The organism is Bacillus cereus group sp. BfR-BA-01330, assembly GCF_022663885.1.
GTDB lineage: Bacteria > Bacillota > Bacilli > Bacillales > Bacillaceae_G > Bacillus_A > Bacillus_A cereus.
The window spans coordinates 245,550-271,046 of the sequence record NZ_JAKUGK010000007.1 but is presented as its reverse complement, the minus strand read 5'-3'; the positions used below and the strand labels follow the sequence as shown (position 1 = coordinate 271,046).

Genomic DNA, 25,497 nt, shown 5'->3' with positions numbered 1-25,497 from the left:
TATATTCCTCCAATGGGGTTTCATTTATATGTTAAAGTTGTATATTTTCTTCTATTACTTCTCTTCAATCGGTGCTAAATTCGCTTCAATTTCTGCACGCTGACCTTCTAAGAATGGTGGTAAATCAAGTTTTTCTCCTAAATGTTCCACATCTCCATCAACTGTAAATCCTGGTCCATCTGTCGCAATTTCAAATAGGATTCCGTTTGATTCGCGGAAATATAAGCTTTTAAAATAGAAACGGTCGATGATTCCTGAAGAATGGAAGCCTCTTTGTTTCACCTGTTCTTCCCAATAAGCAAGCTCTGCATCGTTTTTCACGCGAATTGCTAAATGGTGAATGCTCCCTCGGCCCGGCTTTTCAGTAGGACCATCTAAATATTTCACAACGATTTCTCCAAAAACCTCTCCTTTAATGGACTGGAAAATTGCTTCTTGATCATTTCGGCTAACCTCTGTATAACCGAACATCTCTGTAAGTGTACTCGCCATTTTATCAAGTCTACGCACTGTCATTTCTACAGAACCCATTCCTTGAATTTGATGCTTTGCAGGAACTTCTGATTTCTCCCAAGTTTCCCAGTGCTCCACTTTTTCCCCGTTTGAAACGAGTAGTACTAAGCGAAGACCTTCAGCATCCTCAAATTGTAAAGCAGGACGATTTGCATATGTTGTTATTGCACTATGTTTCACATCAAATTTCTCAAATCGTTCTTTCCAGTAATGTAAGCTTTCCTCTGAAGGAACGAGTAATCCAATTCGAGTAATCGCATTCGTACCGCGATATGTTCTTCCTACTAATGGAATTTCAAAAAATGATAATTCTGTACCTGGACTTCCTGTTTTATCTCCATAAAATAAGTGGTACATTGACGGATCATCTTGGTTTACTGTCATTTTCACACGACGTAAGCCAAGCACGTTTTTATAAAATTGATTATTTTCATTTGCATTTTTCGTAACCATTGAAATGTGATGATGCCCTTTAATTTCATACATTGGTTATTCCTCCGTTTCGTTTTACTAGTCAAGTGATAACTAAAAAAATAACATTTCCCACAACTAATATGGTTTTTAGCTTTTCAATTTATTCTTAATTATGTTTTTGTAAATTCATCTTAGTTTTTACTGTATAAGTTACTTTGTTTTTAATCGAAAACAACTGAGTGTATGTTTTTCATATGACTCAATCGCTTTCGTTACTATCACTTTACACCTCAAGTGATTAAAAAGCAAGAGATTTATCTCAAATTCGAGATATTTTTTGTATCATACTATTTACTTCCTATAAAAATAGCCTCACTAAGCTTTTAAAACTTAATGAGGCCACTTTATTCACACTATTAATTATGGAACGACGGTTTATAAAACGAACGATTATCAAGCGCAAAGACACGCTCTGTATATTCGCCTGGTTTTGTGCGTCCTAATGCGCGGTCCATCATGTTCATTTTTGCATCTAAGTTATCGATGTAATGCAGAATTTCTGCTTCTTTTACTAATGGTGGTTTTGGACTACCCCATTCTGCTTTTCCGTGGTGAGAAAGGACGATGTGTTGAAGAATTAATACTTCTTCTGCATCGATTTGCAATTCGTCTGCCGCTTTACCAATTTCGTTCACCATAATCGAAATGTGGCCTAGTAAATTTCCTTCTAACGTATACGTTGTAGAAATTGGGCCAGATAGTTCGATTACTTTACCAAGGTCATGTAAAATAACGCCTGCATATAGTAAGTCTTTATCTAACGATGGGTATAGATTTGAGATAGCTTTCGCTAAATCAAGCATTGATACGACGTGATAAGCTAGTCCAGATACGAACTCGTGATGGTTCTTTGTCGCTGCTGGATAGTCTAAAAATTCGTTTTGATGCTTATTTAATAAATGTCTTGTTAGACGTTGAATGTTCGGGTTTCTCATTTCAAATATGTATTGCGTAATTTTCTCAACCATATCTTCTTTTTTCACTGGTGCTTTTTCTACGAAGTCTGAGATGTCTGTTACTTCATTTTCATTCGCAACACGGATTTGTTTCACACGTAATTGAATACGTCCTTTGTAGTTTAAAATATCTCCAGCTACTTTCACGATTGTTTCCGCTACATATTGTTTCTCAACTTCTGGTGATACGTCCCACAATTTTGCTTCAATATCTCCACTTGGATCTTGTAAGATTACTGTTAAAAATGGCTTTCCATTGCTTGCGATACCTTTTGTCGCTGTTTTAATTAACAAGAAAATATCGACTTGTTCACCAACTTCATACTCTGCAATTTTCTTTTTCATTCGAATTCCTCCACCAAATCAGTTACTTTTAGTATAGCACACTACAACTCATTTTCTTTACGCATATGTGTTAATTTTATAATCTGTTTTTCTGTAAAATACGCGAGTAAATGCGCATGACATGTAAAAAATATGACTTGTCTATCCTTTGCAATTTCCTTTATAAGTTCAATCGTTCGATTCGTCCTTACCGCGTCAAAGTGCACGAAACTATCATCAATAATAAATGGATAATCATGCTCAAATGTTTTTGCTAGTGCAAATCTCAGCGATAAATATAACTGCTCCGCTGTCGCTTGGCTTAGTTCATGACTGTAAAAACGCATACCATCGTTACGCTCTACAATAAACGGCTCTGACTCTGACGGTGAAAAGATTTTACTATATCGTCCGCCTGTTAAATAGACGAAATACTCTTCTGACTTTTGTAAAATACGAGGAAGATGTACTTCATGATAATATTGCTTCGTTTTCGTTAACACCGTTTTTGCGGCCGCATAAGCAGCCCACTTCTTCACTTGTTCACGCACTTGCGCTTTTTTCATTTCCCATTCATGCATTAAATCGCCGTACGTACTACCTTCTTCTAAATTCGCAATTTCCATACGATGTTTCGCAATACGCTCTGTCAGTTCTTTCTCTTGTGCCAGACAGTTTTGCACGACTGTCAGTTCTTGCTTTAATTTTCCGTCATAACCGTCAGCTTCGTAATGTTCAGCTAATGATAAACTCGTTAAACGCTGTTCTAACAGATCAATTTGCGGTAATAAACGCCCCACTTGTTTCTCTGCATCTTCACGTTTTTCCGCTAGTTTACCCGCTTCTAAAAACATCTCTTCATCTGTAGACGCTGCAATATGCCATAAACCATCTCGTTCTATTAGTAATTGCTTTAATTGTTCTTGCATAAACTCATATTCTTCTTGCCATTCCGCCAGTTTTTCTTTTAACTGCTTACAAGTTTGGCGCTTCTCTTTCTCATTTTGCATACGGCTTTGTGCCTCGTGTAGCTTACTATACTCCGCACTACCGATAACAGTTTCTAGTTTATGTTCAAATTGCGAAATCATTTCATATAATGAAGATTTTCGCGTGCCTTGTTTCTCTAATTCACGATATAATTGCTGCATTTTTTCCATACGCTCAAACGCCGGCAATATGTGTGCATACGTATAAAATTCAGGAAACATATAGCGCGCTTTATATGCATCGACTTGTTCTCCCGCCTGGAACGTTTCTCTCTCCCATTCCTCATACGATGAAACGACTTTATCATACGCTCGTTCCAACTGCTGTAACTTATAAGACTCGCGCTCAAATAATTTACGTATCTCTTCATCTTTTTCTAACTGATAGCGAACAGACATCGCTTCTTCACTTTGTCTCCCGCCGGCACTTTGCTGAAGTGTAAGGAGCTCTTCTTGTAATCCATTTGATGGATCTTTATATAAAACAAGGGCGAGAACAATCCCTACAAAAACAATGACACTAATAAATAAGAGCGCTCGGTTATCTATAAATAAGCTTGTGAATAAAACGCCTGTGTTAATAAGAAGTAACAGAAGACAAACCCTTTGCCACTGCTTTTTCTTTTGCTTAGCTACTCCTGCTTTTTCCTCATACTTGCGCTTCATTCTCTCTGCGCCCATACCGATAAACGCCGCATCTTGGAACGCTTTCTCTTTCTCAACTAACACATTTCTCTCTTCATCCACTAACATTTGTTTCTTAATCTGTCTTATATTTTCTTCTTGTTCTTCTAATTGCTCTTGCGCTACTTTAAAACGATCATCGAGCTGTGCTTTTTGCGTTTCTAATTCGCGCGCCTTTTGCACTGTTTGCGTAATTAACTCTTTCGTTGCCAAACTCATATCAAATGAAAGAACTGTTTCCTTTTCAAAAGTAGTACCAATTTGCTGTTCTAGTTCTGCGATTTCTTCTTTTATATTCGTAATATTCCCGCTCATATCACGCATTTCTTGGCGTGCATTTTCGTAAGACATATGCTGCATACGAAGTTCTTCTACATAACTTTCTTTTTGTAAAAACTCTTCATCTATTTGAATCGAGGCAATTTCCGATTGCACTGTCTCAATTTTCTTGTGGAGCGAATCAACTTGTAATTGAAGCGGCTCCATCTTCGCCTTCATTGCTTCATAACGCGCCATTCCGTTTACAGGAAACTGCCCGCTCTCGTTCTCTAACACTTTCTCATGCGCACGTTTTTCAATAACGAGTGGCTCAAGCGCTGCTAATATTTCATAATCTTGCTTTCTTTTTTCTGCACTCTCTTTCTCCACGCGAACAGAAGCAAGCTTCTCTTCACTTTCTTTTAACTGCTCTACTTGTTTTTCATACGTGCCAATTTTTCCTTGCCACTCTTTCATCTTCTCTTCAAGTTTCTTCATCTCTTGCAATGACACGTTAATTTCTGGTTTACGCCCGCTCGGCTTAAAGCGCTGATCCATTTCTTTTTCTAGCTTTTTATCTAACTGCAATAGCGCATCACTTCCGACTGCACTTGCCGAAAATAAATAATTGCCAATATCCGCTTCGCCTAGCTGATGAATATTTTGAAGACCATGCATATCAAATGAAAAGACAGATTCAAATAAACTTTCATTCATCCCGCTTAATATATCGTTTAAAATTTCTTCTCCGCCCGTTTTCCCGTCTTCAAAATAAACGGTCACCTCGCCAGCTGCCGTCTTTGGCAATCGCTCAATTTTCAAACGACCGTACTGCTCTGTTTGCACAGTCATCGCGCCGCCATACTTCCCGCCTTCTTTCGGCTCATAACGGCGCTGTCCTCTCGTCGGAAAACCGAACAAAATACTTTTCATAAATGAGCGAATTGTCGATTTCCCCGCTTCATTTTCACCGTATAACACCGTCAGCAAGGAAAGAGCCATTTCCACATTTTCTAATTTTCCGTACCCATAAATATGGAGTTTTTCAATTCTCATTTTTTATCCCTCTCTTGCTGGAATAATTGCTCTAAAATAATATTTTCTGCTTCCTTTTGAATCTCTTTCTTCTCTTCTTCTGTAAAAGATTCAATACTATTACGCGCTACAGGAGATGTCCAAATAGTGCGCAATACTCCGTCCATATTGCTGAAAGCTTCTAACTCCTTTAGCACACTACCTATGAAATGATTTTCCGCTTTCAAACGTTCGATTTCCGCAAAAGAAACCGTCTCATTTTTCCACTTCATCGCATATACAAAATCTTTTCGCTCTTCGCTAGATGCTAAAATGTGAAAAATCTCTTCCACGCGCTTTTCGTCACGCAAATAAGGGGAAAGTGAGCCTTGTCCTGTGAATACGACAGTTAATAGCGTACCTTCCTCTTCTCTTCGGCATTCATTCATCGCAGTAGATAGGCTCGTCATAAGTTCATCAACAGTTTCAAGTCTATCAATACAAACTTCGATTTCATCCCATACAACATCTGCCGTATGGAAAAATGAACACTGCGTTCCTTGTTTCGTAAGTTCAATAAGGTACGCACCCTTCTCGCCTGTTTCCTTACGATGACGACCTTGTATGTTCCCTGGATAAATAATGCATGGTTCTTCTGATAAAATTTCACGTTTATGTATATGGCCAAGAGCCCAATAATCAAACTGTTTTTCTTTCAACTCACGAATTTGAAACGGTGCATAGCGATTATGCTCTGCATCTCCTTCCACACTTCCGTGAAGCATGCCAATATGAAAAGGCGCATCACTCATTTTCGTATACTGCGCTGTCATATTATCTGTTACCGCTTGCTGCAAATAACTAAAACCATAAATAGAAGCTAATAGCTCACCATTTTTATAAAATGATTTCTCTTCTACATAAGGCTCAGTAAATACATGAACATTTTCCGGAAACTCAATTGCTGCCCAGCTTCCCCCTAAATGATCATGGTTACCGTGAATAATAAAAACAGGGATATCGTACTGCGAAAGTCTCTTCATTTGCTCACGCACAAACACTTGCGCCCTCAAACTTCTCGTCTCCGCATCATACAAATCCCCAGCTAGTAATACGAAATCAACGCGCTCTTGAATCGCTTTATCAACAATACGCTCAAATGATTCAAACGTACTTTGCTTCATTCTCTCCCAAACAGACTGCGGTACATTCATCTCCATCCCTTTAAACGGACTATCCAAATGCAAATCAGCCGCATGTATAAACTTTACTTGTTTCACAAATAACGATCCTTTCTATCTTTCAAAAGTTTCATTTTATTAAAATTAACATCGCTGAAAACTAATACTCATCGAGAATAAAAATATTCTCGATGAGTAAAGTTTCATTCTATTTTACCACGCAATGTCATATATTTCTTTGCATATTGTAGCGTTTTATGTCAAAATAATTATAAGATTCTGATTTTGATTATTGGAGGGAATTTTCATGGGAGTATACGTTCTAACAGTCTTTGAAAAAGATGGTTCAAAAGCATTAGACGAATCATTCGAGGCGGCAACTGAAAAAGAAGCAAAAGCAAAAGGTGAATCTATCTTACAAGAAAAAGGATTGTATGAAAAAACACATCGCTGTACATCTACTGCAGGTAAGCTCGTTTTATTCCAGCGCTAAAAAAAAGAAGCGTCATCCGCTTCTTTTTCACTCTACTATATCTTCGTCACACCACGTAAACACCACATCTAGAATGCGATTACCGATACGTACGCGTTTATTCCATTTTCCTGTTTGGATCTGATGTTGCAATTCAGCTTTCATCTTTTCCGTCCAGTCGTGAATCGTTTCACTACCGTCGTACGGATATACGCTCGGAAACTCTTTCTGAAGTAGATGCAAGCTCTCTGCATCAAAATGAAAATGGAAGAAGTAGTTTGCTGTAAGCGATGGTTCTTGCAATCGTAAAAAATGATCATCAATTTGCTTTCTATTTCTATAGAAAGTAAAGATATTCACTTTACCGCTAGTAATTTGGTCAATTTGAATTTCGTGCTTCTCTATAATCACGTCTTGTCCACCTCGTTGTATACTATCTTTAGTATATATGTCTTTTGCAACAAAGTTAACCATTTTCGCGCGAAATTCATTTCCTTCATTATAATTCCTGTACCTCCATATGCAATCAGGATAAATAAAAACAAAGTTGAAGGGGAGCGATCACATGTATTTCGGAAGCAAAGGTTGGTATGTAAAAGAACTTAAAAAATTAGGTATCCGTACTTATGAAGGTAAAAAACTAGAATCTTATCGTACGCATGTGTTGTCTAGTTTACTTGAGAGAATGAAGAGAGCTTCGGCTTAATAGAATAGCAAGAAGTAAACCTGAATATTGGTAAATGATAGAAAACACCTCCTAAATTCGCATACTAAGTATGCAAATTAAATGGAGGTGTTTTTATTAGTCTCACTTTTTCAGGGGCGCTTCAGTTTTCATAAAAGATTTTTTGCTTCCGCTGAAACGGATACGTTTTAATCTCAGCTGTATCTAAATCTTCATTGAATAAATGAATGGCTATAATTTGTCTACAATCGTAAGTATGGTAATAATATGTTCCAGACTCCATACACATTGCACTTGTATAGATCGTATTATCTAATATACCGTCTTCTGTTATTACTGCCCCCTTAGGAACCTCACAATTCGATAAAATATGAAAAATAGCCGATATACCCTCTTCTTCGTTCTCTATACCTTGAATGTTTTGTTTGCCATACGCTGCCCGTACAAATCTTGATGGCGGTGTGAAATCTCCAGGAAGTCCCATCGATCCTGAACCTTGGCCAAAAGCACTTAATGGTACATCGCCCCACTCCGTTGGCGCAAATGGCTGCGATTTAAGACCAATATATTGTCTTAAATTTTGTAAATGCCAACTAAACTCCGGACTATTAGTCATCACTCCTATTGGATTGTCATACACTTTTATTCCATCAGCTGTCGGCTCAAGTACAATACATTCTCCCGATTTATCTGCTAAAATCCAATGTAGCGGTGGAGTAACCCCTAAAATTGGTAATGGCACATCTATAAAGGCAATGCTATCAATAGATTTTCTTAATTCTTCAACAGAATTGAACTGCGTGAGGCTCCAAGTCACAAAATCAAATGGTGCTACATTCGTTTTATTGCTATCTACATGACTACTATAAGTAGCGAATCCTGGGAAATAGAGAGTTGCACATGTCATACCAGCTTCATTTACTCCATCTGCCATCATGACCCTTCCTCCAAAATTAATTCCCATTCCGACAACAGCCTTTTTCGTTCGGATTGTTTCACCAGTTATATTGTTCCACTGATAACGCCGAGGAATGATTATTACTTCCTGATTCATATCTAATGTGAAATCCATTGTTCTCGCAAAAAGATGTTGGAAATTTTTAGTTTGTAACGTCAAACTAGTACACATGAAGAAATCCCCCCATTTTATAGTTATATACACATTTTATAAAATTCTGATAAATACGTAAATTAAAAACCCTTTTTATCACTAACAAAATAACCATCCAAACTAAAAATGCTATAATAAATCCAATGAAACTAAGGGGGCAAATTACTTTGCTTGAAACATGCATTCAATTTCATAAGTTTGGCAATCCAAAAGACGTATTACAAGTTGAATATAAAAATATAGAACCACTAAAAGATAATGAAGTTTTCGTTCATATGCTAGTTAGACCAATTAATCCATCTGACTTAATTCCCATCACTGGAGCATACGCACATAGAATCCCTTTACCTAACATACCTGGTTATGAAGGTGTTGGTATTGTAGAAGATGTAGGAGCTTTTGTTTCTAGAGAGCTTATCGGTAAACGTGTGTTACCGTTACGCGGGGAAGGTACTTGGCAAGAATATGTGAAGACATCAGCTGATTTTGTAGTCCCTATTCCTGATTCCATTGATGATTTTACAGCGGCACAAATGTATATTAATCCCCTTACAGCGTGGGTTACTTGTACAGAAACGCTAAACTTACAACGGAATGATGTTTTATTAGTGAATGCTTGTGGATCCGCAATTGGTCACCTTTTTGCGCAGTTATCACAAATTTTAAACTTCCGACTCATTGCTGTTACAAGAAATAATAAGCATACAGAAGAATTACTGCGCCTTGGTGCTACATATGTAATTGATACTTCCACTACCCCGCTTTATGAAACAGTTATGACATTAACAAACGGCAGAGGTGCAGACGCTGCGATTGATTCTATTGGGGGACCGGATGGAAATGAATTAGCTTTCTCCTTACGTCCAAACGGGCATTTTTTAACGATCGGTCTTCTATCAGGAATACAAGTGAACTGGGCCGAGATTGTCACGAGAGCAAAAGTACACGCAAACATATTTCATTTACGACATTGGAATAATGAAGTGTCACCATATAAATGGCAAGAAACGTTTCGTCACTTAATTCGTTTAGTAGAAAATAAGCAATTGTGTTTTATGACGGTACATTCTACGTATGACTTAGCAGATGTGAAAAAAGCAGTTGATGTTGTGCAATCTGCGGAGAAAACGAAAGGGAAAGTGTTTTTGACGAGTTATTAAATTGAGTACATTCAACTATCAATCCATTTAGTAGCATAGAATTTTAAGTAGCTTATGTAATTTAATTAAAAAAGCGAAAGGAGATTCTAACATGTGGTTACTCACGGCAATTGCGCCTGTTTTAATAGTCGGGGGAATTGTAGTCTATGTAATTGGAAGGCTTAAACATAAATATGACAACGGCACATTAGGTAAGAAAAAATCAAAAGAGGCTCAACTGTTATTAGACAGTTTAATACCTATAGGAATGCTTGTTGGCTGTATGATCGGTTTGATTTTCGGTATATTTTTCCCGAACTTCGCCCTGCTTTCAGTTAGTTTAGGAGCTGGAATAGGCTATTTATTTGGATATTTCGCCTATGAATTTTACAGCAAGACAGGAAACAATTTTTCCTAATCCAAAAGGAATAAGCGGGACAGTACATAGTAATCATATGAAATATGTAACTGTCCTTTATTTTTGCATCAATGTTATCACCTTACCTTTCGCCTACTATACACCTCTTTTATTGATTTTTCTCTCCTCCCCTTTTTGCATATCCGCTTTTTTATTTTCATTGGATCTATATCCAAAGTAAAGTAGCGCACATGTAATAATAGAACCTACAATGTATCCTAAAAAACATCCTAACCAAAACATAGTGTAACCGCCTCCATTCATAATAAATTTTATGTAATATAACTCTTTACATACTCCATCGTTTATTTCTATTAACTATACACTTTCTAAAATTATTCATACCACTAATTCTCTTCGTACCTCAAATAGCAATTTTATTATTTGTCATAAAATTAACACCTTCTTTAAATACAAAAACTTCCATTTATTTGCTTTTTCTTAAGAAATAATATACTACATTTGAAATAAGCGAGCTAGTACATCGGCCCTTCTCTATTTTAACTTTAGTCATGAACAAAAGAAAAATAAAAAACCCCCTCAAAGCATAAACTTCAAGGGGTGAGCCTGTTTTTTATTTACTTATATACGTACAGCTGTACCACTTACAGCAACCATTAACATTCCATCACGAACTACTTCGTAATCTACGTCAACACCAACGATAGCGTTCGCACCTTTTTGTTTTGCAAGTTCTTTCATTTCGTCCATTGCGATATCACGAGCTTCTTTTAGCTTACTTTCATAAGAACCAGCACGACCACCGACAACATCACGAACAGAAGCGAATAAATCGCGGACAATATTTGCACCCATAATAGCTTCACCATTTACAATATCGATATACTCAATAATTTCTTTACCTTGAATTCCAGACGTTGTTGTTACAATCATGACTGACACTCTCCTAATAAGTTGTAGTTTTAATTAGCTTTCTTATGTCTTTATTATGACATGGAACAAACAACTAATCTATTGAATTACCTTACAGGAATGTGACAGTTTTGTAAGAATGAAACGCGCATTATGTTTCATTTTAATAAAGCGCTTTAACATTAGGATACATAAACGACTCTTTATTTTCTTTCCAGTCCTTTTCTACTTCTTTGAAAGTTGGTCGTCCTAATTTTTCATTGTTCTCATGTTTACGAAACCATTTCTTCACATACTGGTCTCCATTTTTATTTTGAACTGTGCAAAGGAAACTATTACTACTATCCTTTAATATTTTTACAATCACGAATAGACACCTCTTCCCTTTTAAATAACAGAATAGAACTTGATCTTTTACTATAAGCCCTTCCTCTCTTATAGTCATACGACTCCTCGGCCGCGCCAAAGTTGTAAGATCAAAAAATGATATTCACTTTGTTTACATTTTATTTAAAGAAATCAGAGTTATAGGCATTATGCTTATCAAATATTTTATAGATTTCTAACTTATCATCTAATTTTGCATCTACTAAAATTAATATATTGCCATCGTAAATATATTCTTCATACTTTTTAGCATGTTCTTCTGGAATTCCTAACCCTATAAATGCTCCTATTAAACTTCCAGCTCCCCCGCCAATACCGGCTCCTCCAATAGCTGCTGCGATCGGTCCTGCTGCTACGATTGGACCCATTCCAGAAACGGCAAGTATACCAAGACCTGTTAATAAACCACCGAGTCCGCCTGCTACTCCTCCTGCCACAAGCCCTGTTGCTGAAAAGATATCTGCTTTATATGCAGTTTCGCTATTCACTTTTTCACCCGATTTTTCTTCAAGGTGTTCAATTTCCTTCTGATCTTTTGCAATAGCTGAAATGTTATCTGCTGAGTATCCTTTATCATTTAATTCATTAATAACGAGTGCCGCATCATCAATTGTTCTAAAAACACCTACTATTTTTCTATCTACATTCATAACTATTAACCTCCTAAAATTTTATATAATGTATTTTTATTTTTCTTCATTTCTGTATACACTAATCTTCTTATTAACATAACCATTTACGAAAAAAGCGAATAGTAAAAGCACTACAAGTGAACTACTTAACAAGTAAATTAAATCAAATGTAATATTAATCATCATTTCATTCATGTATACCAGGCTCCTTTTTATTTAAAGTAAAAGTATATTTTGATAGACTAATCTACTAAACATAGACATCTTACAATTCATCTTCAGTCAATCTCTTTGTAGTATATGTATACCCTTCCTAACCTTTTCTAAACGTAAAAAACTATACTTATATTTTTTCTTATTTATATGTTTAACATTTTTTAAAACGGGTATGTTTATATTGTTATGCTTACTATATGGAAAGGAATATTACGATGAACGCCATTCACTCTACTACTATTTCTTATAATGAAACACCTACAATAACGCAGATTCATCATTTTTATGCTTTAATGACAACATTTCAAACGAATGTATTTATAAGTAAACACGGAACAATGACATCAATCAAAAATTTAAGCACTCTAGTATCCTTTTTCCTTACTGTAAAAAAGAGAGATCTTGTATTATTTATTTTTGAAGGAATAGATGCAAAAAGAGCTTTAAAAACACTCTTCCCTTCTTAGAATGTTTGTTATCCTCTATTCCCTCGTCTACTACCTTTCATATATGTTTTTATATTTCAAAATGATTTCCTCTATTAAAAAAGAACCCCCTAATACAATAGGGGGATTTCTAGTTTGACCTTATGAAAACTGATATAATATATATTACGTTTTTCATTCTTTAAAATAGAAAAGTTTTAATAACCTTGAAGGTAGGAATTTTTAATGAACTCGAAAGCAAAATTTAGTATTCGCTACAAAATTATGGCTGGTTATTTAGTTATCATTTTGTTCTTACTTGTTTCTTTCATTATGTTAAACAATGAGATTTCCAGCTTACAAAAATCTCGTAATTTTATTATTGATCACGATTTTAAAGTTCTCAATTTAACGAATCAAGTGGAGAAAGAGTTACTAACAATTGAAAATAAAGCGAAAGGGTTTATCATTTCTAATAACCCTACTTACGTGCAATCCCTTAACTCTGCGGAAAAGGATTACGAAAAACATTATCAAGATCTTTTTGCTTTATTAGAGGATAATCCCTCTCAGCAAGAAAAATTAAAACAGATTAACGAAAACATTACTAGTTGGATTAATAAAGAGATTCACCCACTCATTACAAATAATAATAGTAATAATGTACAAATAATCGACACGACTCAAATTCAATCATTACAATCGCAGGTAACTAACTTCCGGAGCACTGAGGAGCAACTAACGAAAAAAAGAGCTGCACAATTAGATACTGAAAATAATAAATTAGAGATTTGGTTATACAGTTTATTGTTCTTACTTTCTTGTATTTCTATTATCGTTTCACTCTATATTTCGAATGCCATTACAAAAACGATTAAAAATGTAATTCAAGCTATTAAATCCATTTCTTCTAAAGAAAAAATTACGGAAAGAATTCATGTAAATACACATGATGAAATAAAAGATCTTGCTCATACAACAAATCACCTACTAGACGAAATATCAAAAAGAGAGTGGTTACAAACTGAGCTTGCAGAATTAATTTTAATGTATCAAGGTGTATCTTCTATTGAGATGTTAGGTAAAAAAATTCTTAGTGGCATCATACAAAAAACGCAAACTTCTTGCGGTGCATTTTATGTACGTGAAGAATATGAAGAAACTGTCTACTATGTGAAAAAAGCTTCTTTCGCCGATCAAGGTGCTGATATTGGAAAACAATCCATTAAAATGGGTGAAGGTTTCATTGGACAGTCTGCCTTAGAAAAGAAAAGTTTTATTCTCAGTGACATACCCGAAGAGTTTCGTTATGTCACTAGTGGAGTATTAGAAATACGTCCTAAAAATCTACTAGTCATCCCTATCTTATTTGAGGATGAAGTGATCGCAGTAATGGAGTTAGTAAGTGTAACTGAGATTTCAGATTTACATCAAGATTTAATTCAACAAACCGTTGATAATCTAGGTTTAACAATTCATAGCATTATGGGACGTATGCGAATTCAAACTCTTTTACATGAATCACAAGCAATGACAGAAGAGTTGCAAGTTCAATCAGAAGAATTGCAAACGCAAGCGGAAGAACTACAAATGCAAGCAGAAGAATTACGAACAACGAATGAACAATTAGAGTCTAGAACTGAAGAGGCTGAGCAGAAGACAGCTGACTTACAAATTACCAAATCAGAATTAGAAGAAAAAGCAAGCGAGTTGTTACGCAGCTCAAAATACAAATCTGAGTTCCTAGCAAATATGTCACATGAATTACGCACACCGTTAAATAGTATTTTACTATTATCTGAAATGTTAAGAGAAAATCATGATAACAATTTATCCGACGATGAAATTGAATTAGCAACTGTCATTCATTCATCAGGGAAAGACTTACTTACTTTAATTAATGACATACTAGATTTATCTAAAGTAGAAGCAGGCAAACTAGACATCATTTTTGAGGCAACGAACATAAGTGACATGGCAGCCAATATGCATCAAAACTTTTTACATATAGCTGCACAAAAAAATGTCGAATTTACTATTGAGGACAGTGATACGATTCCTGATCTGTTTTATACAGATGCAAAACGGATTGAGCAAATTATTAAAAACTTATTATCCAATGCATTTAAATTCACAGAAAAAGGATCCGTTTCTTTACATTTTGATTCGATAGAAACAACCAATTTGAGTCATGATATGCAGTCTATAAGTAAAGATTGGATTACAATTTCAGTAAAAGATACTGGTATTGGTATCGCTAAAGAACAGCATCAACTTATTTTCGAAGCCTTTCAACAGGCAGATGGAGCAACGATTCGAAAGTATGGTGGTACAGGATTAGGTTTATCTATTTGTAAAGAGTTTGCGAGATTATTAGGTGGTTGGATTACGTTAGAGAGTAATGTAGGAGAAGGTAGTACTTTCACCGTATATATTCCTAACCTTCCAAATGGATTACATGATATACAGTTATCCAATTTAGAAGTCGCAGCAACGATAGAAGATGTTATTCCTGCTGAAGTTGTTGAAGAAACTATCGTTACTCCAGAAACAAATAACGTCTTCCAAGAGAAAAACATTTTAATTGTCGATGATGATCATCGAAATATATTTGCGTTACAAAATGCATTAAAAAAACAAAATGCCAACATTATTACTGCCCAAAACGGCATAGAGTGTTTAGAAATACTAAAAAGCAATACAAATATTGACCTTATTTTAATGGATATTATGATGCCGAATATGGACGGTTATGAAACGATGGAAAATATCCGAATGAACTTAGGGTTACATGAAATACCTATTATCGCATTAACTGCTAAAGCAATGCCAAATGATAAGGAAAAATGTTTATCTGCTGGCGCTTCAGATTATATAAGTAAACCATTAAATCTACATCAACTCTATTCGGTAATGAGTGTATGGTTAATAAAATAAGTGAGGTTTAGTTGGAGTGGAAAATAAGTATTATAATTTTGATCCATCAGTAGATACGGATGAGCGCACGAACTTAGAAATTGAATTACTATTGGAAGCGGTATTTAAATTATCAGGATTTGATTTTCGCCAATATGCTCGCACATCTATTTATAGAAGGATTTGTAATCGAATGCAGCTCTCTAATATCCCAACCATTTCAAAATTGATTGAAAAAGTAATTCACGAGGAAGGGGTTTTAGAACAGTTATTAAATGATTTCTCGATTAATGTAACTGAGATGTTCCGTAACCCTGCCTTTTTTAAAGCGCTAAGAGAGCATGTTATTCCTGAATTGAAAAAGCAACCTGAAATTAGAATTTGGCATGCTGGATGCGCAACTGGTGAAGAAGTATTATCAATGTCCATCTTACTTCACGAAGAAGGATTAAGTGAAAAGTCGGTTATTTACGCAACAGATATGAATACAAATGTGTTAGAAAAAGCAAAACAAGGCATTCTTCCGTTAAACAAAATGCAAACTTATACGAAAAACTATTTACAAGCTGGCGGTACACAAGCATTTTCTAACTATTATTCAACAGATAATCGTTTTGCTTATTTTAATCCATCACTTTTACAAAACATTATTTTTGCACAGCATAATTTAGTAACCGATCAATCTTTTAACGAGTTTCATATTATACTTTGTCGTAACGTTTTAATTTACTTTACAAGTAAACTTCAAAATCAAGTGCAGCAACTATTTTATGAAAGCTTAAGTCACAATGGATTTCTATGTTTAGGAAATAAAGAAACTCTTCGTTTTTCAAATATAATGCCGCATTATACCCAATTTAATCCTAGCGAACAAATTTATCAAAAAATACAATAAAAAGCGTATGAAATCCTCTGTTTGGATTTCATACGCTTTTTATTTCGCATTCGTTTGTATCATAATGAGACACATATCATCTGATTGCGCTTTCTTTTGTTCTTCCTTGTAAAACCCTTCTATCTCGCCTTCTAAATCTCCCCATTTTCTTTCTGTAAAAGTACGTAATTTCTCTTCAGACTCAAATTCATCATTTGCAATTGCTTCAAGAACACCATCTGTAAACAATAATATTTGAGCGTTCTTCTCAAAAGGTATAACTGTCTTTTTAACTTTTATTTCATCAAAAAATCCTACGGCACAACTCCCGCGATCTAGTTCAACTAAATTTGTTTCATCAACTAAAACATATCCAGAAGGATGCCCTGCATTTACATATTCAACTGTTCTATCTTCTGTATTAACAACTAAGTATATCGCCGTAAAATAATAAGGAATATTATCATTTTCATTATGTAAAAGGGTCATATATTTATTTAATTCTTTAATAACGAGTTCTGGATCAATTAAACATTTAATTGTTTCACGTAATACAGACGAAATAAACATACAAACTAATGAAGCAGATACACCATGTCCCATCACATCTAATAATATAATACCGTAGCGATTTTCATCGATTTTATACCAATAATACATATCTCCAGCTAGTTTAAATGAAGGTAAGTAACTTGCTTCAATTTTTATATGATCTTCTCTTAATGGGCTACTTAATAAGTTTCTTTGTACTTGCGTAGCTAAATCTAGTTCATTCCGAAGATTTTCTTCTTGTTCTTTATGCCAATTTAATTCTGATTTCAAGCGTAACGCTACACGCATACGTGCTAATAATTCAACTTTATTTATAGGTTTCGTAATATAATCCATTGCCCCCATATCAAGAGCTTCGGCCAATTTATTTGCATCCTCTAAAGCTGTAACAAAAATAATAGGAATATCTTTAAACTTCTCCTCTTTTTGTAATCGCCTACAAACTTCAAGTCCATCAATTTCAGGCATCATAATATCTAATAGTATTAAATCAATTTCATTATACCTGGAAGAATCTTCTCCAAATTGAATGTATTCGAAAAGCTCTTGTGCAGAATTCAGCGATACAAGATCCTGATATCCGGCTTGTTTTAAAATTTTTTCAATTACAAAGATGTTAACCGGATTATCATCGACAATTAAAATGGACACAAGTTATTTCCCCTTTTCTTATTTAAAATGTAAATCTATTATCATTTTCTATTTTTCTAGTATTGCATACTCAGTTACAAAATGAAAATTTCCTACTCTAACATAATTTTTATACAGCAAAAGAACAAACCCCCAGAAATGAGAGTTTGTTCTTTCATTCTATAAATTTCCACTATTAATTTAATACCATTGCTTTGTCATTTAAAAGACGATCTAATTCTTCCATATGATTTGTTTCATCTGCAATCATATCTTCTAACTTTACAACTAACTCTGTCATATTTAATTTCGCTGCCTGTTCTTTTCTCGTTTCATAACGCTTAATTGTCTCATATTCTGATTGTCTAGCGGATTCTAACATTTCTCTAACATCTTCTACTTGTTTCACTGGTAAAGGGATTGTAGTAGGTGTACCACCTAGCGTCTTAATTTTCTCCGCTAAATATAGGGCATGTCCTTGTTCATCACTAATTTCAGATTCAAAGAAAGGCTTTAACACTTGTCTATATATACCAGAAACTGTAGCTGCATTATGGTTATACATAATAATTGCTGAGTATTCTCCTGCTAAATCTTCATTCAATCCTTCGATTAGTTCTTTCACATCGTGTGACATTTTCATATCTCCTCCTATACTTAATAAGTACCCCTTTTCTCATGTTTTAAACATCATTATTTTAAATTTTTATGTATCTAAAAATGCGGCTTGCTTCAATTTACTTATCGCTTGTCTTTTAATACGAGAAACGTGCATTTGTGAAATACCTAACCGTTCCCCTGTATCTTTTTGATTTAAATTTTCTCCAAATATATAATGAATAACACTCTTTTCCGTATCATTTAATACGTTAAAAATATCCTTTAAAACGAGACGCCTTTCTGTCTCTTCATATCCTTGCTCTACTTCACCTACAGATTCAATTCTCGCTACCGAACTTCCATCAGATGAATTTTCAACTACATCATCTAAGGAAGATACTCGATAATTATTTTTCGCATCCATAATCTCTAGAACTTCCTCTTCCGATAGTCCTAAATGATTTGCAATTTCTATTATCTTCGGTGAACGTTGCAGATGATCTGTTAACTCCTCTATCGCAAGTTTAATTTTTCCGCCTAAATCTTTAATTCGCCTTGGAACGTGAATGCCCCAAGTTTTATCACGTAAATACTTCTTTATTTCGCCTACTATTGTAGGTATTGCAAAAGGCTCAAAGGCATTCCCTATCGAATAATCATACCTTCTTATTGCGCCTAAGAGCCCTAACATGCCTACTTGTATAATATCCTCATGCATCGGTCCGCCTTTTGAATAGCGATATGCAATGGAATAGACAAGATTTTTATAATGCTCAACTAACCTTTCCTGCGCTTCATCACATTGGTTTTGTTGGAAGTCTGCAATTAGTTTAATAACGTCTTCTTTAGTAAGATTCGTAGGTTGAGATTGGATTTCCATCATTCTCCACCTGCTCTCTTTGTATATATTTTGTCATTAAAACTGTCATGCCCTCATCATGCATGATTTGTATATCATCCATTAACGTATTAATTAAATATAAACCTAAACCATTTTCCGGCAAATGTTCTACTGGTTTACTAATATCATACGGACCAACTTTCCTTTTTAAGTTATTAAAATCAAAGCTAACCCCATTATCCGCAACCATAATTTCTAATCGATTTTCATATAGTCCAAAGACAATTGCAATTTCTCCAACGTCTTCTTTATATGCATGTTGTACAATATTTGTACATGCTTCACTAATAGCAATTTTCATATCTTCTATATCGTCATAAGCAAAGCCCATTCGATTCGCAACACCAGCCATTGTTAAACGAATAATAGCCACATATTCTGCCTTTGCAGGAATTTTCATTTCTATCTTTTCAAATCTCTCCATCATCCCTAGTCACCTTCTTTCTACTTTTTCAAAATCGGAATTCAAATTTAATATTTCTGTTAACCCTGTAATATCAAATAATCTTTTTAATCTTTTAGATACACCGATAAACTCTAGTTTTCCATCATTTTTCTTAACCGCTTTTAATAGAGCTATAAAAACACCTAAACCAGTACTATCCATATAATCTACGTTATGAAAATCTACTACAATCTGAACCTCTTTTTCGCTTGCAATAGGCATAATCTTATTTTTCAAATCTGATGCCGTATACGCATCAATTTCACCATTAAGTTGTACCGTATAACCTACATTATTTTGCAAAATATTTATTGCCAAATTCATCATTTCCGCCCCCTTATCTCGAACTACTACTATGTTAATTACCCATAAAAATTAGTTTTAAACATATTTTTTTATTTTCATTATAAATAAATTTTCTACACCTTTCTTGGCTTAACACTTAAAAAAATACTACCGAATGTTTAAACCTTATAAATCTGTGTATGTATAATGTATAAACATTATTTTTAGGGGGATCTATCTATGGAAGAGCACAACTTTAAAAAGGGAGATTTCGTTCAATTTTCTTATCGACACGATCATGCTACAAAATTAGTTGGTTCTATCATTAACATACTAACGAATACAATTGTAGTTGATATAGGTAATAACGAGGACTTATCTCATATAGAACCGAGGCAAGTCGTAAGAATAAATAATTGTAAAAAGGTAACGATGGCTTAATACATAATAGAAAGTGTAATGTTAATGAGTGGGGGGTTCTTCATCCTCCACTCATTCCTATGTAAAATACATAAAAAAGCATCCAAATTAGTTTAATTGGATGCTTTTTTATGTATTTTTATCAGTTCATTAACTTTATAACTATATATAATAAACTTAAGATTACTATTTATTATCATACTTACGCTTTCCGCAGCATTCTAGAGAAGAATGTAACGATTAAAATAAAGACGATTGCACCTAATAACGCTGGAAGAACAAAAATGCCTCCCCATTCAGGACCCCAATGACCAAATAACGCACTACCTACCCAAGATCCGATTAATCCGGCAATCACGTTTCCAACTATACCTAACGGAAAGTCTTTTCCTGTAATCATTCCAGCTAACGCACCAATAAGTCCACCTACAATACACGTAATAATAAGTCCCACAATTAAACCTCCTATATTCGTTTTATATTGAATTCATCAAGCTTTAGTATGTAACTAAAGCTTGATGAACATATATTATTCTTTATTATCCAATTCATCACTTATCTTTTGTTTCACTTTTCCGACTTTTTCTTTTATCGTTCCCTTCGTTTTTTCCCACTTACCTTCATTTTTCAACTCTCTATCTTCTGTAACTTCACCAATTCCTTCTTTTACTTGTCCTTTTTTCTTTTCAACTTTACCTTTAACTTGTTCTTTTAGTCCGTTCTCACTCATATTTACAATCTCCTTTTCGTAATAGATTTATAGATTTAAAGGATACAAATTTAAATAGAATACATGCATCTTCTTTCTTGTAACCATTCACCGACTCTTTCTAAATCCTTAACGAATAACAAGATTTTCCCTTCATCCAGTTTTTCTTCATAAAAGTTCGCTTCTTCCTCATTAAGCCCTAACTCTTGCATTTTATTTCTTAACTGATCTCCTGTTTTTTGAAAGACGTTAATAATGCTTGTCCCAAGTCCCTCCTCTTTTATCCCAATTGTATTCACGTCTGCATTGTCCGCAATTCTATCTGTCCTATCTTTCTCATGCGTTAATACGTAAATATCTTTTTGGTCTATTCCTTTTTTCACGAGATCATTCGCCGCATTCATGACCTCTTTCTCCGTAATAAATTCATATACAAAAGGTTTACTATACTTCGTTTCCATCTTTAACTTCCTCCTTTAAAATGAATTATTTGTTATATTATATGTAGTACACCCATTTTCGAAATGTTAAACATAAAATATGAAAAAAGTTATGTGAATTTTGATTTTAATAGAGAATGAACATCATCATTTACCACTTTAAAACATCTTCTCCTTACAATAACTACCTAAATTAACAGAAAATTGTTATAATTAAACTTGAGGAGGGATACTATGAAAAAAATCATATCTATATGCGCTCTAACCGCTCTATCTTTCAATTTAATAGGTTGTACAAGCACCTCGGCTACAGATAAAGCTTCACAAGTTAAGCAAGAACATAAACAAAATACCTTTCAATTAAATTCTGCTAATATTACAGACATTGAAATACTGAAAACAACAAATCATACTACTTCCAAATCTCAAACAGACAACGAAAAAATGATACAATCTATCGTTTCAGCAGTCCAAAAAGGCACTCCTAAACAAATCACACTAGATCAAAAAAAGAGAGAATCTGCACATTCTACTATTACTGTTACATATAAAGATGACTCAAAAGAAGAATTTCTTGTGTGGGTTGATAATAAGGAGCAAATTTCGATTGCTAAAGATGAGAAGAAAGATAAGGTAGAAGGTGTGATAGTGAATATTAAAGATGCTAAAATAATGAAGGATTTCTTTTAAAATTCTAATTAACGTTAAAAAAAAGTAGGATTACATCCTACTCTTTTTTTAATCATGCTCAATAAATAGACCTTTATAAAATCTATTTAAGGTCTAATTTTGCTAAATCATGTTGTAAAACATTATTTCCTTCTTGTGGGTTAAATACGATTGCACTAAGACCAAAAACATTCGTAACAACATCTCTATCTTTCGGACGAATGATTCTTACTTCATAAGCAAAAAGTGCTGGAGGAAGAGCTGCTGAACGAAAAGTAACATATCGATTAGGTGGCAATGTTTGTGTTGAAGGGTCTATTAATGGTAATAATACCGGAGAACCTGATGACCAATCAAACATTTCAACTGTTACTCTACGAGTATCATCTGGATCAACATTCATAGCTTCAACAGTAAGAAATAACGTAGCGGAATGTCTACGTAATACACCCGTTGATAAAGTTTCATTATAATGTTCAAAGCATTTTTTTGGAGGGTGACCATAGCCATAACTCATACCAATCCCCCCCTTTCATTTACAATTAAGGACAAGTATTCCTTATAATATATAATGCTATTATTCTTTTATTGAAAGGTATAAAAGCGGATTTCTATCTATATTATTAGATATTTTATTTTTCATTTATTCGCTCTTAAATAATAAAGTGAAACTTTATTCCAAACAATATTGCTATTGCACCAAAGTAAAACAAACTGGACAACCTAGATTTCAAACTGTAAGATTAGATGTTGGTGAAATCGGGCAGCAAAGCATATATAGAAAATAGGTGTTAATGTTGAAAATCAATAAAAAATTTGAACCATTAATTTTTAATATCTTTATGATTTTAGGCATATCTAGCATTATCTCTTTCGTCATGGTTTCAATGAATGTTGGATATACAGCTTTATTTCTCAAATCATGGATGAAAACATGGGGAATTGCTTTCGTACTTGCATTTTTAGCTTCTAAATTATTACCCTTTGTAGTTAAAAAGATAATGAAAATCTTCACTTTTGTTGAGAATGATGCTTAAGAATAAAGTGATGTACTGCGTAGGTTCATTCCAATTAAAAGAGTTTATTATCACAAAAACTTAACCTAGTAAAATGTTTCAAATCGAAGGAAGACACCTTAAAGGTTGTCTTTTCTTTATAAGTAAAAAAAGCCCGCCTATTTCCGTAGGCGGGCTTTATCTTTATTACACAATACGAAAGTATACTCTCTTTTTCACTGAAATTTCATGTAATTATACATATTCATGAAAATAGCAGAATTAAAATATGCCAAAATAAAAAATGAGCTAAATCCCCTAAATAGCTATATAGAGATGAAGTTGTTATGACAACATATTTTCCACTTTCAACTTAGTTATCATTAGAATGTTTTTCTACAAAATCAAGGATCCTAGCATTAACTTCGTTAGAGAACTCACCATTGATTGCGTGAGATGCATTTTTCCAATTAACTATATCAATATCTTTAACGTATTTTTTTCCAGTTTCAACTGCTTTTACCGAATTGTGCATTGTACTTTTTTCAGCTATAAGTGCAAGCACTGGAATATCAATATTTTTTAAGTCTTCTTTACTAAATAAATCAGGCGCTGGCGTTTTCAGTTTATAGTTACGCATACCCGACTCGATTAACTTAGCGATAGGCTCATCGTCACTTGCTTCTGCTCCTCCAGCAACATAGCTTAACATCTTTTCTCTTAAAAACTTAGGGACAATAGGAACGGAAGCTGGAATAGATGCCAGAATCATTTTTATGGATATTTGCGCAAATACAAAGACTGGATCTAATAAACTAGCCGTAGCAATATGCTCAGGATTATATCTGGCCAAGTTCATTGTTGTCCACCCTCCAATGGAGACACCTACGATATGCACTCTTTCTAAACCTAATCCTTCAATTACTTCATTTAACCATTCTGCTTGTTGTTTTTGGTTTTCAATCACCTTCGTTTGCACACTCATCCCAGGTTCACCTAGTAAATCTATCGTATAAACAGGCCTTTTTTCTCTTAGACCTTCTAAATTAGGTACCCACATTGGAGTAGATGCACCACGTCCAGGGAGTAAGAGTATTGGTTCCTTATGTTTGTTTTCCTCTTTAGTAAAATAATAAGCACGAATTGTGCCATATTTCGTTTTTATATTTTTCGTATCGTTAGGTTTTGGAAGGAGTGCCATTGATTCATCGTAGGCAATTTGAAAGTCTTCCTTTCCTTTTTCAGATGTAAAGTGACCAACCTTATTATCATGTCTCTTCATTTGAATGCCTCCTTTCTACAACTATATGGATGAACTTTATCTATATATTCATGGTAATTATCCATTGAATTTTTATCTTCTTTAAGACAAGACTCTCATTTAGAAAAAAGAAAATCGTACGTTTAGATACAATTTGGCAACAAACTAACTGTTTTTTGTACATTAATAGACAACTACTGCAAGAATTATAGTTTTTATGTTTTCACTTATCTTTTTAATCAGATGAATGCTTTTTTAGTACATAATAAAGTGAAACTTTAATCAGTGGGGGGTTCATCGACCACTGATTATTAGCTCACACCAATCGGGCTTTTACGGTCAGCCCGCCCCCCACCTAACTTCTTTGCTTCCGCTGAATTTTGAGGTGGGGGTCTTACTACCCGTTAATGCGAGATAAAAAATATAAAAAAATATCCAGAAAAACTGTCACAAAATCCGTTTTTCTGGTTTCTCTATAATACAGGTATCAAATTGAAAGTGAGGTTTAAACGAACATGTTAACCATAGAAAATGAAGAAAGTCATGCTTCTAATATGACCTTTGAAGATTTATTTAAGCAGTACTATGCTTATGCTGTGAAACAGATTATATGGATTGTTAAAGATCAATCTATCGCTGAAGAGTTAGCACAAGAAGTATTTTTACAATTATATCGTAGCGATTGGAAAGGAATTAAAAATATACCTGGATGGTTGATTAAATCTTCTACTTATGTAGCTTATAACCATTTTCGATTTGAAAAAAGGCAGCAAGCGAAGATTGATAAGGAAATACAATACCATGAAGTACAAAATGTATCATCATTAGACGATGATCGGATAAGAAAAGAAGAAATTACAAAGGTCCAAACGACACTAAATAAAATGAATGATCGAGAACGAACCCTTTTACTAATGAAATTCTCTGGTTTTCAATATAAAGAAATTGCAGAAGTACTTCAAATTGAAATATCTTCTATAGGAACATTATTAGTCCGAGCCAAAATGAAATTCCGCAAGATTTATAAACAAATAGAGGAGGCATAACAA

31 protein-coding genes are annotated in these 25,497 nt (G+C 34.2%); 11 read left to right on the top strand and 20 right to left on the bottom strand.

The features are described 5' to 3' along the window. Window positions 1–54 precede the first annotated feature (54 nt). The 4 genes from MR112_RS21020 to MR112_RS21005 all read right to left on the bottom strand — a co-directional run bounded on the left by MR112_RS21020 (window position 55) and on the right by MR112_RS21005 (window position 6,492). Entirely contained in the window at window positions 55–999 is a 945-nt protein-coding gene (locus MR112_RS21020) for a ring-cleaving dioxygenase (RefSeq protein WP_000272988.1), read from the bottom strand. 344 nt (window positions 1,000–1,343) lie between these two features. Beyond that, complete coding sequence (gene yhaM / locus MR112_RS21015; RefSeq protein ID WP_000726638.1) at window positions 1,344–2,288, bottom strand: 3'-5' exoribonuclease YhaM; 945 nt, start codon at window positions 2,286–2,288, stop codon at window positions 1,344–1,346. A 41-nt stretch (window positions 2,289–2,329) separates the two neighbouring features. Next, window positions 2,330–5,254, bottom strand: coding sequence for an ATP-binding protein (locus MR112_RS21010; protein WP_242245266.1), 2,925 nt, complete (start codon window positions 5,252–5,254; stop codon window positions 2,330–2,332). Beyond that, entirely contained in the window at window positions 5,251–6,492 is a 1,242-nt protein-coding gene (locus tag MR112_RS21005; protein WP_121868499.1) for a metallophosphoesterase family protein, read from the bottom strand. The genes MR112_RS21010 and MR112_RS21005 overlap by 4 nt, the downstream gene beginning before the upstream one ends. Window positions 6,493–6,700: 208 nt before the next feature. Between MR112_RS21005 and MR112_RS21000 the strand changes: the two genes are divergently transcribed. Continuing rightward, window positions 6,701–6,886 carry a YhzD family protein gene (locus MR112_RS21000; RefSeq protein ID WP_000539552.1) on the top strand — a complete coding sequence of 62 codons (186 nt, stop codon included), beginning with the start codon at window positions 6,701–6,703 and terminating at the stop codon, window positions 6,884–6,886. A 27-nt stretch (window positions 6,887–6,913) separates the two neighbouring features. Here MR112_RS21000 and MR112_RS20995 read toward each other — a convergent pair whose 3' ends face one another. Then, window positions 6,914–7,276 (bottom strand): hypothetical protein, encoded by a 363-nt coding sequence (locus tag MR112_RS20995; protein WP_000582785.1) that lies wholly within the window; start codon window positions 7,274–7,276, stop codon window positions 6,914–6,916. A 154-nt stretch (window positions 7,277–7,430) separates the two neighbouring features. Here MR112_RS20995 and MR112_RS20990 point away from each other — a divergent pair, with 154 nt between their 5' ends. Continuing rightward, on the top strand, window positions 7,431–7,571 hold the full coding sequence (locus MR112_RS20990) for a YflJ family protein (RefSeq protein WP_000273537.1): 141 nt from the start codon (window positions 7,431–7,433) through the stop codon (window positions 7,569–7,571). A 121-nt stretch (window positions 7,572–7,692) separates the two neighbouring features. Here MR112_RS20990 and bsh read toward each other — a convergent pair whose 3' ends face one another. Beyond that, a complete protein-coding gene (bsh, locus tag MR112_RS20985) occupies window positions 7,693–8,679 on the bottom strand; it encodes a choloylglycine hydrolase (protein ID WP_000337598.1) in 987 nt (328 codons plus the stop codon). 149 nt (window positions 8,680–8,828) lie between these two features. Here bsh and MR112_RS20980 point away from each other — a divergent pair, with 149 nt between their 5' ends. Further along, on the top strand, window positions 8,829–9,821 hold the full coding sequence (locus MR112_RS20980; protein ID WP_242245265.1) for a zinc-dependent alcohol dehydrogenase family protein: 993 nt from the start codon (window positions 8,829–8,831) through the stop codon (window positions 9,819–9,821). 91 nt (window positions 9,822–9,912) lie between these two features. Continuing rightward, on the top strand, window positions 9,913–10,218 hold the full coding sequence (locus MR112_RS20975; protein WP_000266566.1) for a hypothetical protein: 306 nt from the start codon (window positions 9,913–9,915) through the stop codon (window positions 10,216–10,218). Window positions 10,219–10,800: 582 nt separating this feature from the next. Here MR112_RS20975 and MR112_RS20970 read toward each other — a convergent pair. From MR112_RS20970 to MR112_RS20955, 4 genes are all read right to left on the bottom strand, one after another. Beyond that, window positions 10,801–11,112 (bottom strand): YbjQ family protein, encoded by a 312-nt coding sequence (locus MR112_RS20970; RefSeq protein ID WP_000637511.1) that lies wholly within the window; start codon window positions 11,110–11,112, stop codon window positions 10,801–10,803. Window positions 11,113–11,254: 142 nt separating this feature from the next. Further along, on the bottom strand, window positions 11,255–11,458 hold the full coding sequence (locus MR112_RS20965) for a DUF4028 family protein (protein ID WP_002023439.1): 204 nt from the start codon (window positions 11,456–11,458) through the stop codon (window positions 11,255–11,257). A gap of 139 nt (window positions 11,459–11,597) precedes the next feature. Beyond that, a complete protein-coding gene (locus tag MR112_RS20960; protein WP_242245264.1) occupies window positions 11,598–12,128 on the bottom strand; it encodes a general stress protein in 531 nt (176 codons plus the stop codon). A 36-nt stretch (window positions 12,129–12,164) separates the two neighbouring features. Next, a complete protein-coding gene (locus MR112_RS20955; protein ID WP_001004571.1) occupies window positions 12,165–12,305 on the bottom strand; it encodes a hypothetical protein in 141 nt (46 codons plus the stop codon). A gap of 236 nt (window positions 12,306–12,541) precedes the next feature. Between MR112_RS20955 and MR112_RS20950 the strand changes: the two genes are divergently transcribed. The 3 genes from MR112_RS20950 to MR112_RS20940 all read left to right on the top strand — a co-directional run bounded on the left by MR112_RS20950 (window position 12,542) and on the right by MR112_RS20940 (window position 16,562). Further along, window positions 12,542–12,793: a hypothetical protein gene (locus MR112_RS20950; protein ID WP_242245263.1), complete on the top strand. Its 252-nt coding sequence runs from the start codon at window positions 12,542–12,544 to the stop codon at window positions 12,791–12,793. A 204-nt stretch (window positions 12,794–12,997) separates the two neighbouring features. Continuing rightward, on the top strand, window positions 12,998–15,688 hold the full coding sequence (locus MR112_RS20945; RefSeq protein WP_242245262.1) for an ATP-binding protein: 2,691 nt from the start codon (window positions 12,998–13,000) through the stop codon (window positions 15,686–15,688). Between the two features lie 16 nt (window positions 15,689–15,704). Next, window positions 15,705–16,562, top strand: a complete 858-nt coding sequence (locus tag MR112_RS20940; RefSeq protein ID WP_000429046.1) for a CheR family methyltransferase — start codon at window positions 15,705–15,707, stop codon at window positions 16,560–16,562. A 39-nt stretch (window positions 16,563–16,601) separates the two neighbouring features. Here MR112_RS20940 and MR112_RS20935 read toward each other — a convergent pair whose 3' ends face one another. The 5 genes from MR112_RS20935 to rsbV all read right to left on the bottom strand — a co-directional run bounded on the left by MR112_RS20935 (window position 16,602) and on the right by rsbV (window position 19,996). Further along, on the bottom strand, window positions 16,602–17,744 hold the full coding sequence (locus MR112_RS20935; protein ID WP_242245261.1) for a SpoIIE family protein phosphatase: 1,143 nt from the start codon (window positions 17,742–17,744) through the stop codon (window positions 16,602–16,604). A gap of 175 nt (window positions 17,745–17,919) precedes the next feature. Further along, complete coding sequence (locus MR112_RS20930; protein WP_000017755.1) at window positions 17,920–18,360, bottom strand: ferritin-like domain-containing protein; 441 nt, start codon at window positions 18,358–18,360, stop codon at window positions 17,920–17,922. 69 nt (window positions 18,361–18,429) lie between these two features. Then, the gene (gene sigB, locus MR112_RS20925) at window positions 18,430–19,206 is read right to left on the bottom strand and encodes an RNA polymerase sigma factor SigB (protein WP_002183358.1); all 777 of its coding nucleotides are present in this window, start codon (window positions 19,204–19,206) and stop codon (window positions 18,430–18,432) included. Then, complete coding sequence (gene rsbW / locus MR112_RS20920; protein WP_000970576.1) at window positions 19,169–19,651, bottom strand: anti-sigma B factor RsbW; 483 nt, start codon at window positions 19,649–19,651, stop codon at window positions 19,169–19,171. Before rsbW ends, sigB begins: the two co-directional genes overlap by 38 nt. Window positions 19,652–19,657: 6 nt before the next feature. Next, window positions 19,658–19,996, bottom strand: coding sequence for an anti sigma b factor antagonist RsbV (gene rsbV / locus MR112_RS20915; protein ID WP_002182514.1), 339 nt, complete (start codon window positions 19,994–19,996; stop codon window positions 19,658–19,660). A 198-nt stretch (window positions 19,997–20,194) separates the two neighbouring features. On the opposite strand from rsbV, the gene MR112_RS20910 reads away from it, so the two are divergent. Next, a complete protein-coding gene (locus tag MR112_RS20910; RefSeq protein ID WP_166689210.1) occupies window positions 20,195–20,395 on the top strand; it encodes a methyltransferase in 201 nt (66 codons plus the stop codon). 181 nt (window positions 20,396–20,576) lie between these two features. Here the strand turns inward: MR112_RS20910 and MR112_RS20905 are convergent, their stop codons facing one another. The 3 genes from MR112_RS20905 to MR112_RS20895 all read right to left on the bottom strand — a co-directional run bounded on the left by MR112_RS20905 (window position 20,577) and on the right by MR112_RS20895 (window position 21,544). Continuing rightward, complete coding sequence (locus MR112_RS20905) at window positions 20,577–20,828, bottom strand: GlsB/YeaQ/YmgE family stress response membrane protein (RefSeq protein WP_000522903.1); 252 nt, start codon at window positions 20,826–20,828, stop codon at window positions 20,577–20,579. A gap of 75 nt (window positions 20,829–20,903) precedes the next feature. After that, complete coding sequence (locus MR112_RS20900; RefSeq protein WP_001293468.1) at window positions 20,904–21,104, bottom strand: CsbD family protein; 201 nt, start codon at window positions 21,102–21,104, stop codon at window positions 20,904–20,906. A gap of 50 nt (window positions 21,105–21,154) precedes the next feature. Continuing rightward, window positions 21,155–21,544: a YflT domain-containing protein gene (locus tag MR112_RS20895; RefSeq protein ID WP_000448802.1), complete on the bottom strand. Its 390-nt coding sequence runs from the start codon at window positions 21,542–21,544 to the stop codon at window positions 21,155–21,157. 213 nt (window positions 21,545–21,757) lie between these two features. Here MR112_RS20895 and MR112_RS20890 point away from each other — a divergent pair, with 213 nt between their 5' ends. Then, a complete protein-coding gene (locus tag MR112_RS20890; RefSeq protein WP_226369009.1) occupies window positions 21,758–22,213 on the top strand; it encodes a hypothetical protein in 456 nt (151 codons plus the stop codon). A gap of 82 nt (window positions 22,214–22,295) precedes the next feature. On the opposite strand, the gene MR112_RS20885 is transcribed toward MR112_RS20890, so the two are convergent. Next, window positions 22,296–22,709 (bottom strand): hypothetical protein, encoded by a 414-nt coding sequence (locus MR112_RS20885; protein ID WP_226369008.1) that lies wholly within the window; start codon window positions 22,707–22,709, stop codon window positions 22,296–22,298. 280 nt (window positions 22,710–22,989) lie between these two features. Between MR112_RS20885 and MR112_RS20880 the strand changes: the two genes are divergently transcribed. Further along, window positions 22,990–23,229, top strand: coding sequence for a DUF2798 domain-containing protein (locus MR112_RS20880; RefSeq protein WP_000700224.1), 240 nt, complete (start codon window positions 22,990–22,992; stop codon window positions 23,227–23,229). A 331-nt stretch (window positions 23,230–23,560) separates the two neighbouring features. On the opposite strand, the gene MR112_RS20875 is transcribed toward MR112_RS20880, so the two are convergent. After that, window positions 23,561–24,469, bottom strand: coding sequence for an alpha/beta fold hydrolase (locus MR112_RS20875; RefSeq protein WP_002023421.1), 909 nt, complete (start codon window positions 24,467–24,469; stop codon window positions 23,561–23,563). Between the two features lie 494 nt (window positions 24,470–24,963). Between MR112_RS20875 and MR112_RS20870 the strand changes: the two genes are divergently transcribed. After that, entirely contained in the window at window positions 24,964–25,494 is a 531-nt protein-coding gene (locus MR112_RS20870; protein ID WP_242245260.1) for an RNA polymerase sigma factor SigX, read from the top strand. The last annotated feature ends 3 nt before the right edge of the window (window positions 25,495–25,497 follow it).

Excerpts from the sequence above, each read along its gene's own strand:
- MR112_RS21020 (WP_000272988.1), bottom strand. The coding sequence starts at position 999 with ATGTATGAAATTAAAGGGCATCATCACATTTCAATGGTTACGAAAAAT.
- MR112_RS20910 (WP_166689210.1), top strand. The coding sequence starts at position 20,195 with ATGGAAGAGCACAACTTTAAAAAGGGAGATTTCGTTCAATTTTCTTAT.
- rsbV (WP_002182514.1), bottom strand. The coding sequence starts at position 19,996 with ATGATGAATTTGGCAATAAATATTTTGCAAAATAATGTAGGTTATACG.
- MR112_RS20875 (WP_002023421.1), bottom strand. The coding sequence starts at position 24,469 with ATGAAGAGACATGATAATAAGGTTGGTCACTTTACATCTGAAAAAGGA.
- MR112_RS20885 (WP_226369008.1), bottom strand. The coding sequence starts at position 22,709 with ATGAGTTATGGCTATGGTCACCCTCCAAAAAAATGCTTTGAACATTAT.
- MR112_RS20945 (WP_242245262.1), top strand. The coding sequence starts at position 12,998 with ATGAACTCGAAAGCAAAATTTAGTATTCGCTACAAAATTATGGCTGGT.
- MR112_RS21000 (WP_000539552.1), top strand. The coding sequence starts at position 6,701 with ATGGGAGTATACGTTCTAACAGTCTTTGAAAAAGATGGTTCAAAAGCA.
- MR112_RS20890 (WP_226369009.1), top strand. The coding sequence starts at position 21,758 with ATGAAAAAAATCATATCTATATGCGCTCTAACCGCTCTATCTTTCAAT.
- MR112_RS20960 (WP_242245264.1), bottom strand. The coding sequence starts at position 12,128 with ATGAATGTAGATAGAAAAATAGTAGGTGTTTTTAGAACAATTGATGAT.
- MR112_RS20975 (WP_000266566.1), top strand. The coding sequence starts at position 9,913 with ATGTGGTTACTCACGGCAATTGCGCCTGTTTTAATAGTCGGGGGAATT.
- yhaM (WP_000726638.1), bottom strand. The coding sequence starts at position 2,288 with ATGAAAAAGAAAATTGCAGAGTATGAAGTTGGTGAACAAGTCGATATT.
- MR112_RS20970 (WP_000637511.1), bottom strand. The coding sequence starts at position 11,112 with ATGATTGTAACAACAACGTCTGGAATTCAAGGTAAAGAAATTATTGAG.
- MR112_RS20930 (WP_000017755.1), bottom strand. The coding sequence starts at position 18,360 with ATGTCACACGATGTGAAAGAACTAATCGAAGGATTGAATGAAGATTTA.
- bsh (WP_000337598.1), bottom strand. The coding sequence starts at position 8,679 with ATGTGTACTAGTTTGACGTTACAAACTAAAAATTTCCAACATCTTTTT.
- MR112_RS20990 (WP_000273537.1), top strand. The coding sequence starts at position 7,431 with ATGTATTTCGGAAGCAAAGGTTGGTATGTAAAAGAACTTAAAAAATTA.
- sigB (WP_002183358.1), bottom strand. The coding sequence starts at position 19,206 with ATGATGGAAATCCAATCTCAACCTACGAATCTTACTAAAGAAGACGTT.
- MR112_RS20895 (WP_000448802.1), bottom strand. The coding sequence starts at position 21,544 with ATGGAAACGAAGTATAGTAAACCTTTTGTATATGAATTTATTACGGAG.
- rsbW (WP_000970576.1), bottom strand. The coding sequence starts at position 19,651 with ATGATGGAGAGATTTGAAAAGATAGAAATGAAAATTCCTGCAAAGGCA.
- MR112_RS20950 (WP_242245263.1), top strand. The coding sequence starts at position 12,542 with ATGAACGCCATTCACTCTACTACTATTTCTTATAATGAAACACCTACA.
- MR112_RS20900 (WP_001293468.1), bottom strand. The coding sequence starts at position 21,104 with ATGAGTGAGAACGGACTAAAAGAACAAGTTAAAGGTAAAGTTGAAAAG.
- MR112_RS20870 (WP_242245260.1), top strand. The coding sequence starts at position 24,964 with ATGTTAACCATAGAAAATGAAGAAAGTCATGCTTCTAATATGACCTTT.
- MR112_RS21010 (WP_242245266.1), bottom strand. The coding sequence starts at position 5,254 with ATGAGAATTGAAAAACTCCATATTTATGGGTACGGAAAATTAGAAAAT.
- MR112_RS20955 (WP_001004571.1), bottom strand. The coding sequence starts at position 12,305 with ATGAATGAAATGATGATTAATATTACATTTGATTTAATTTACTTGTTA.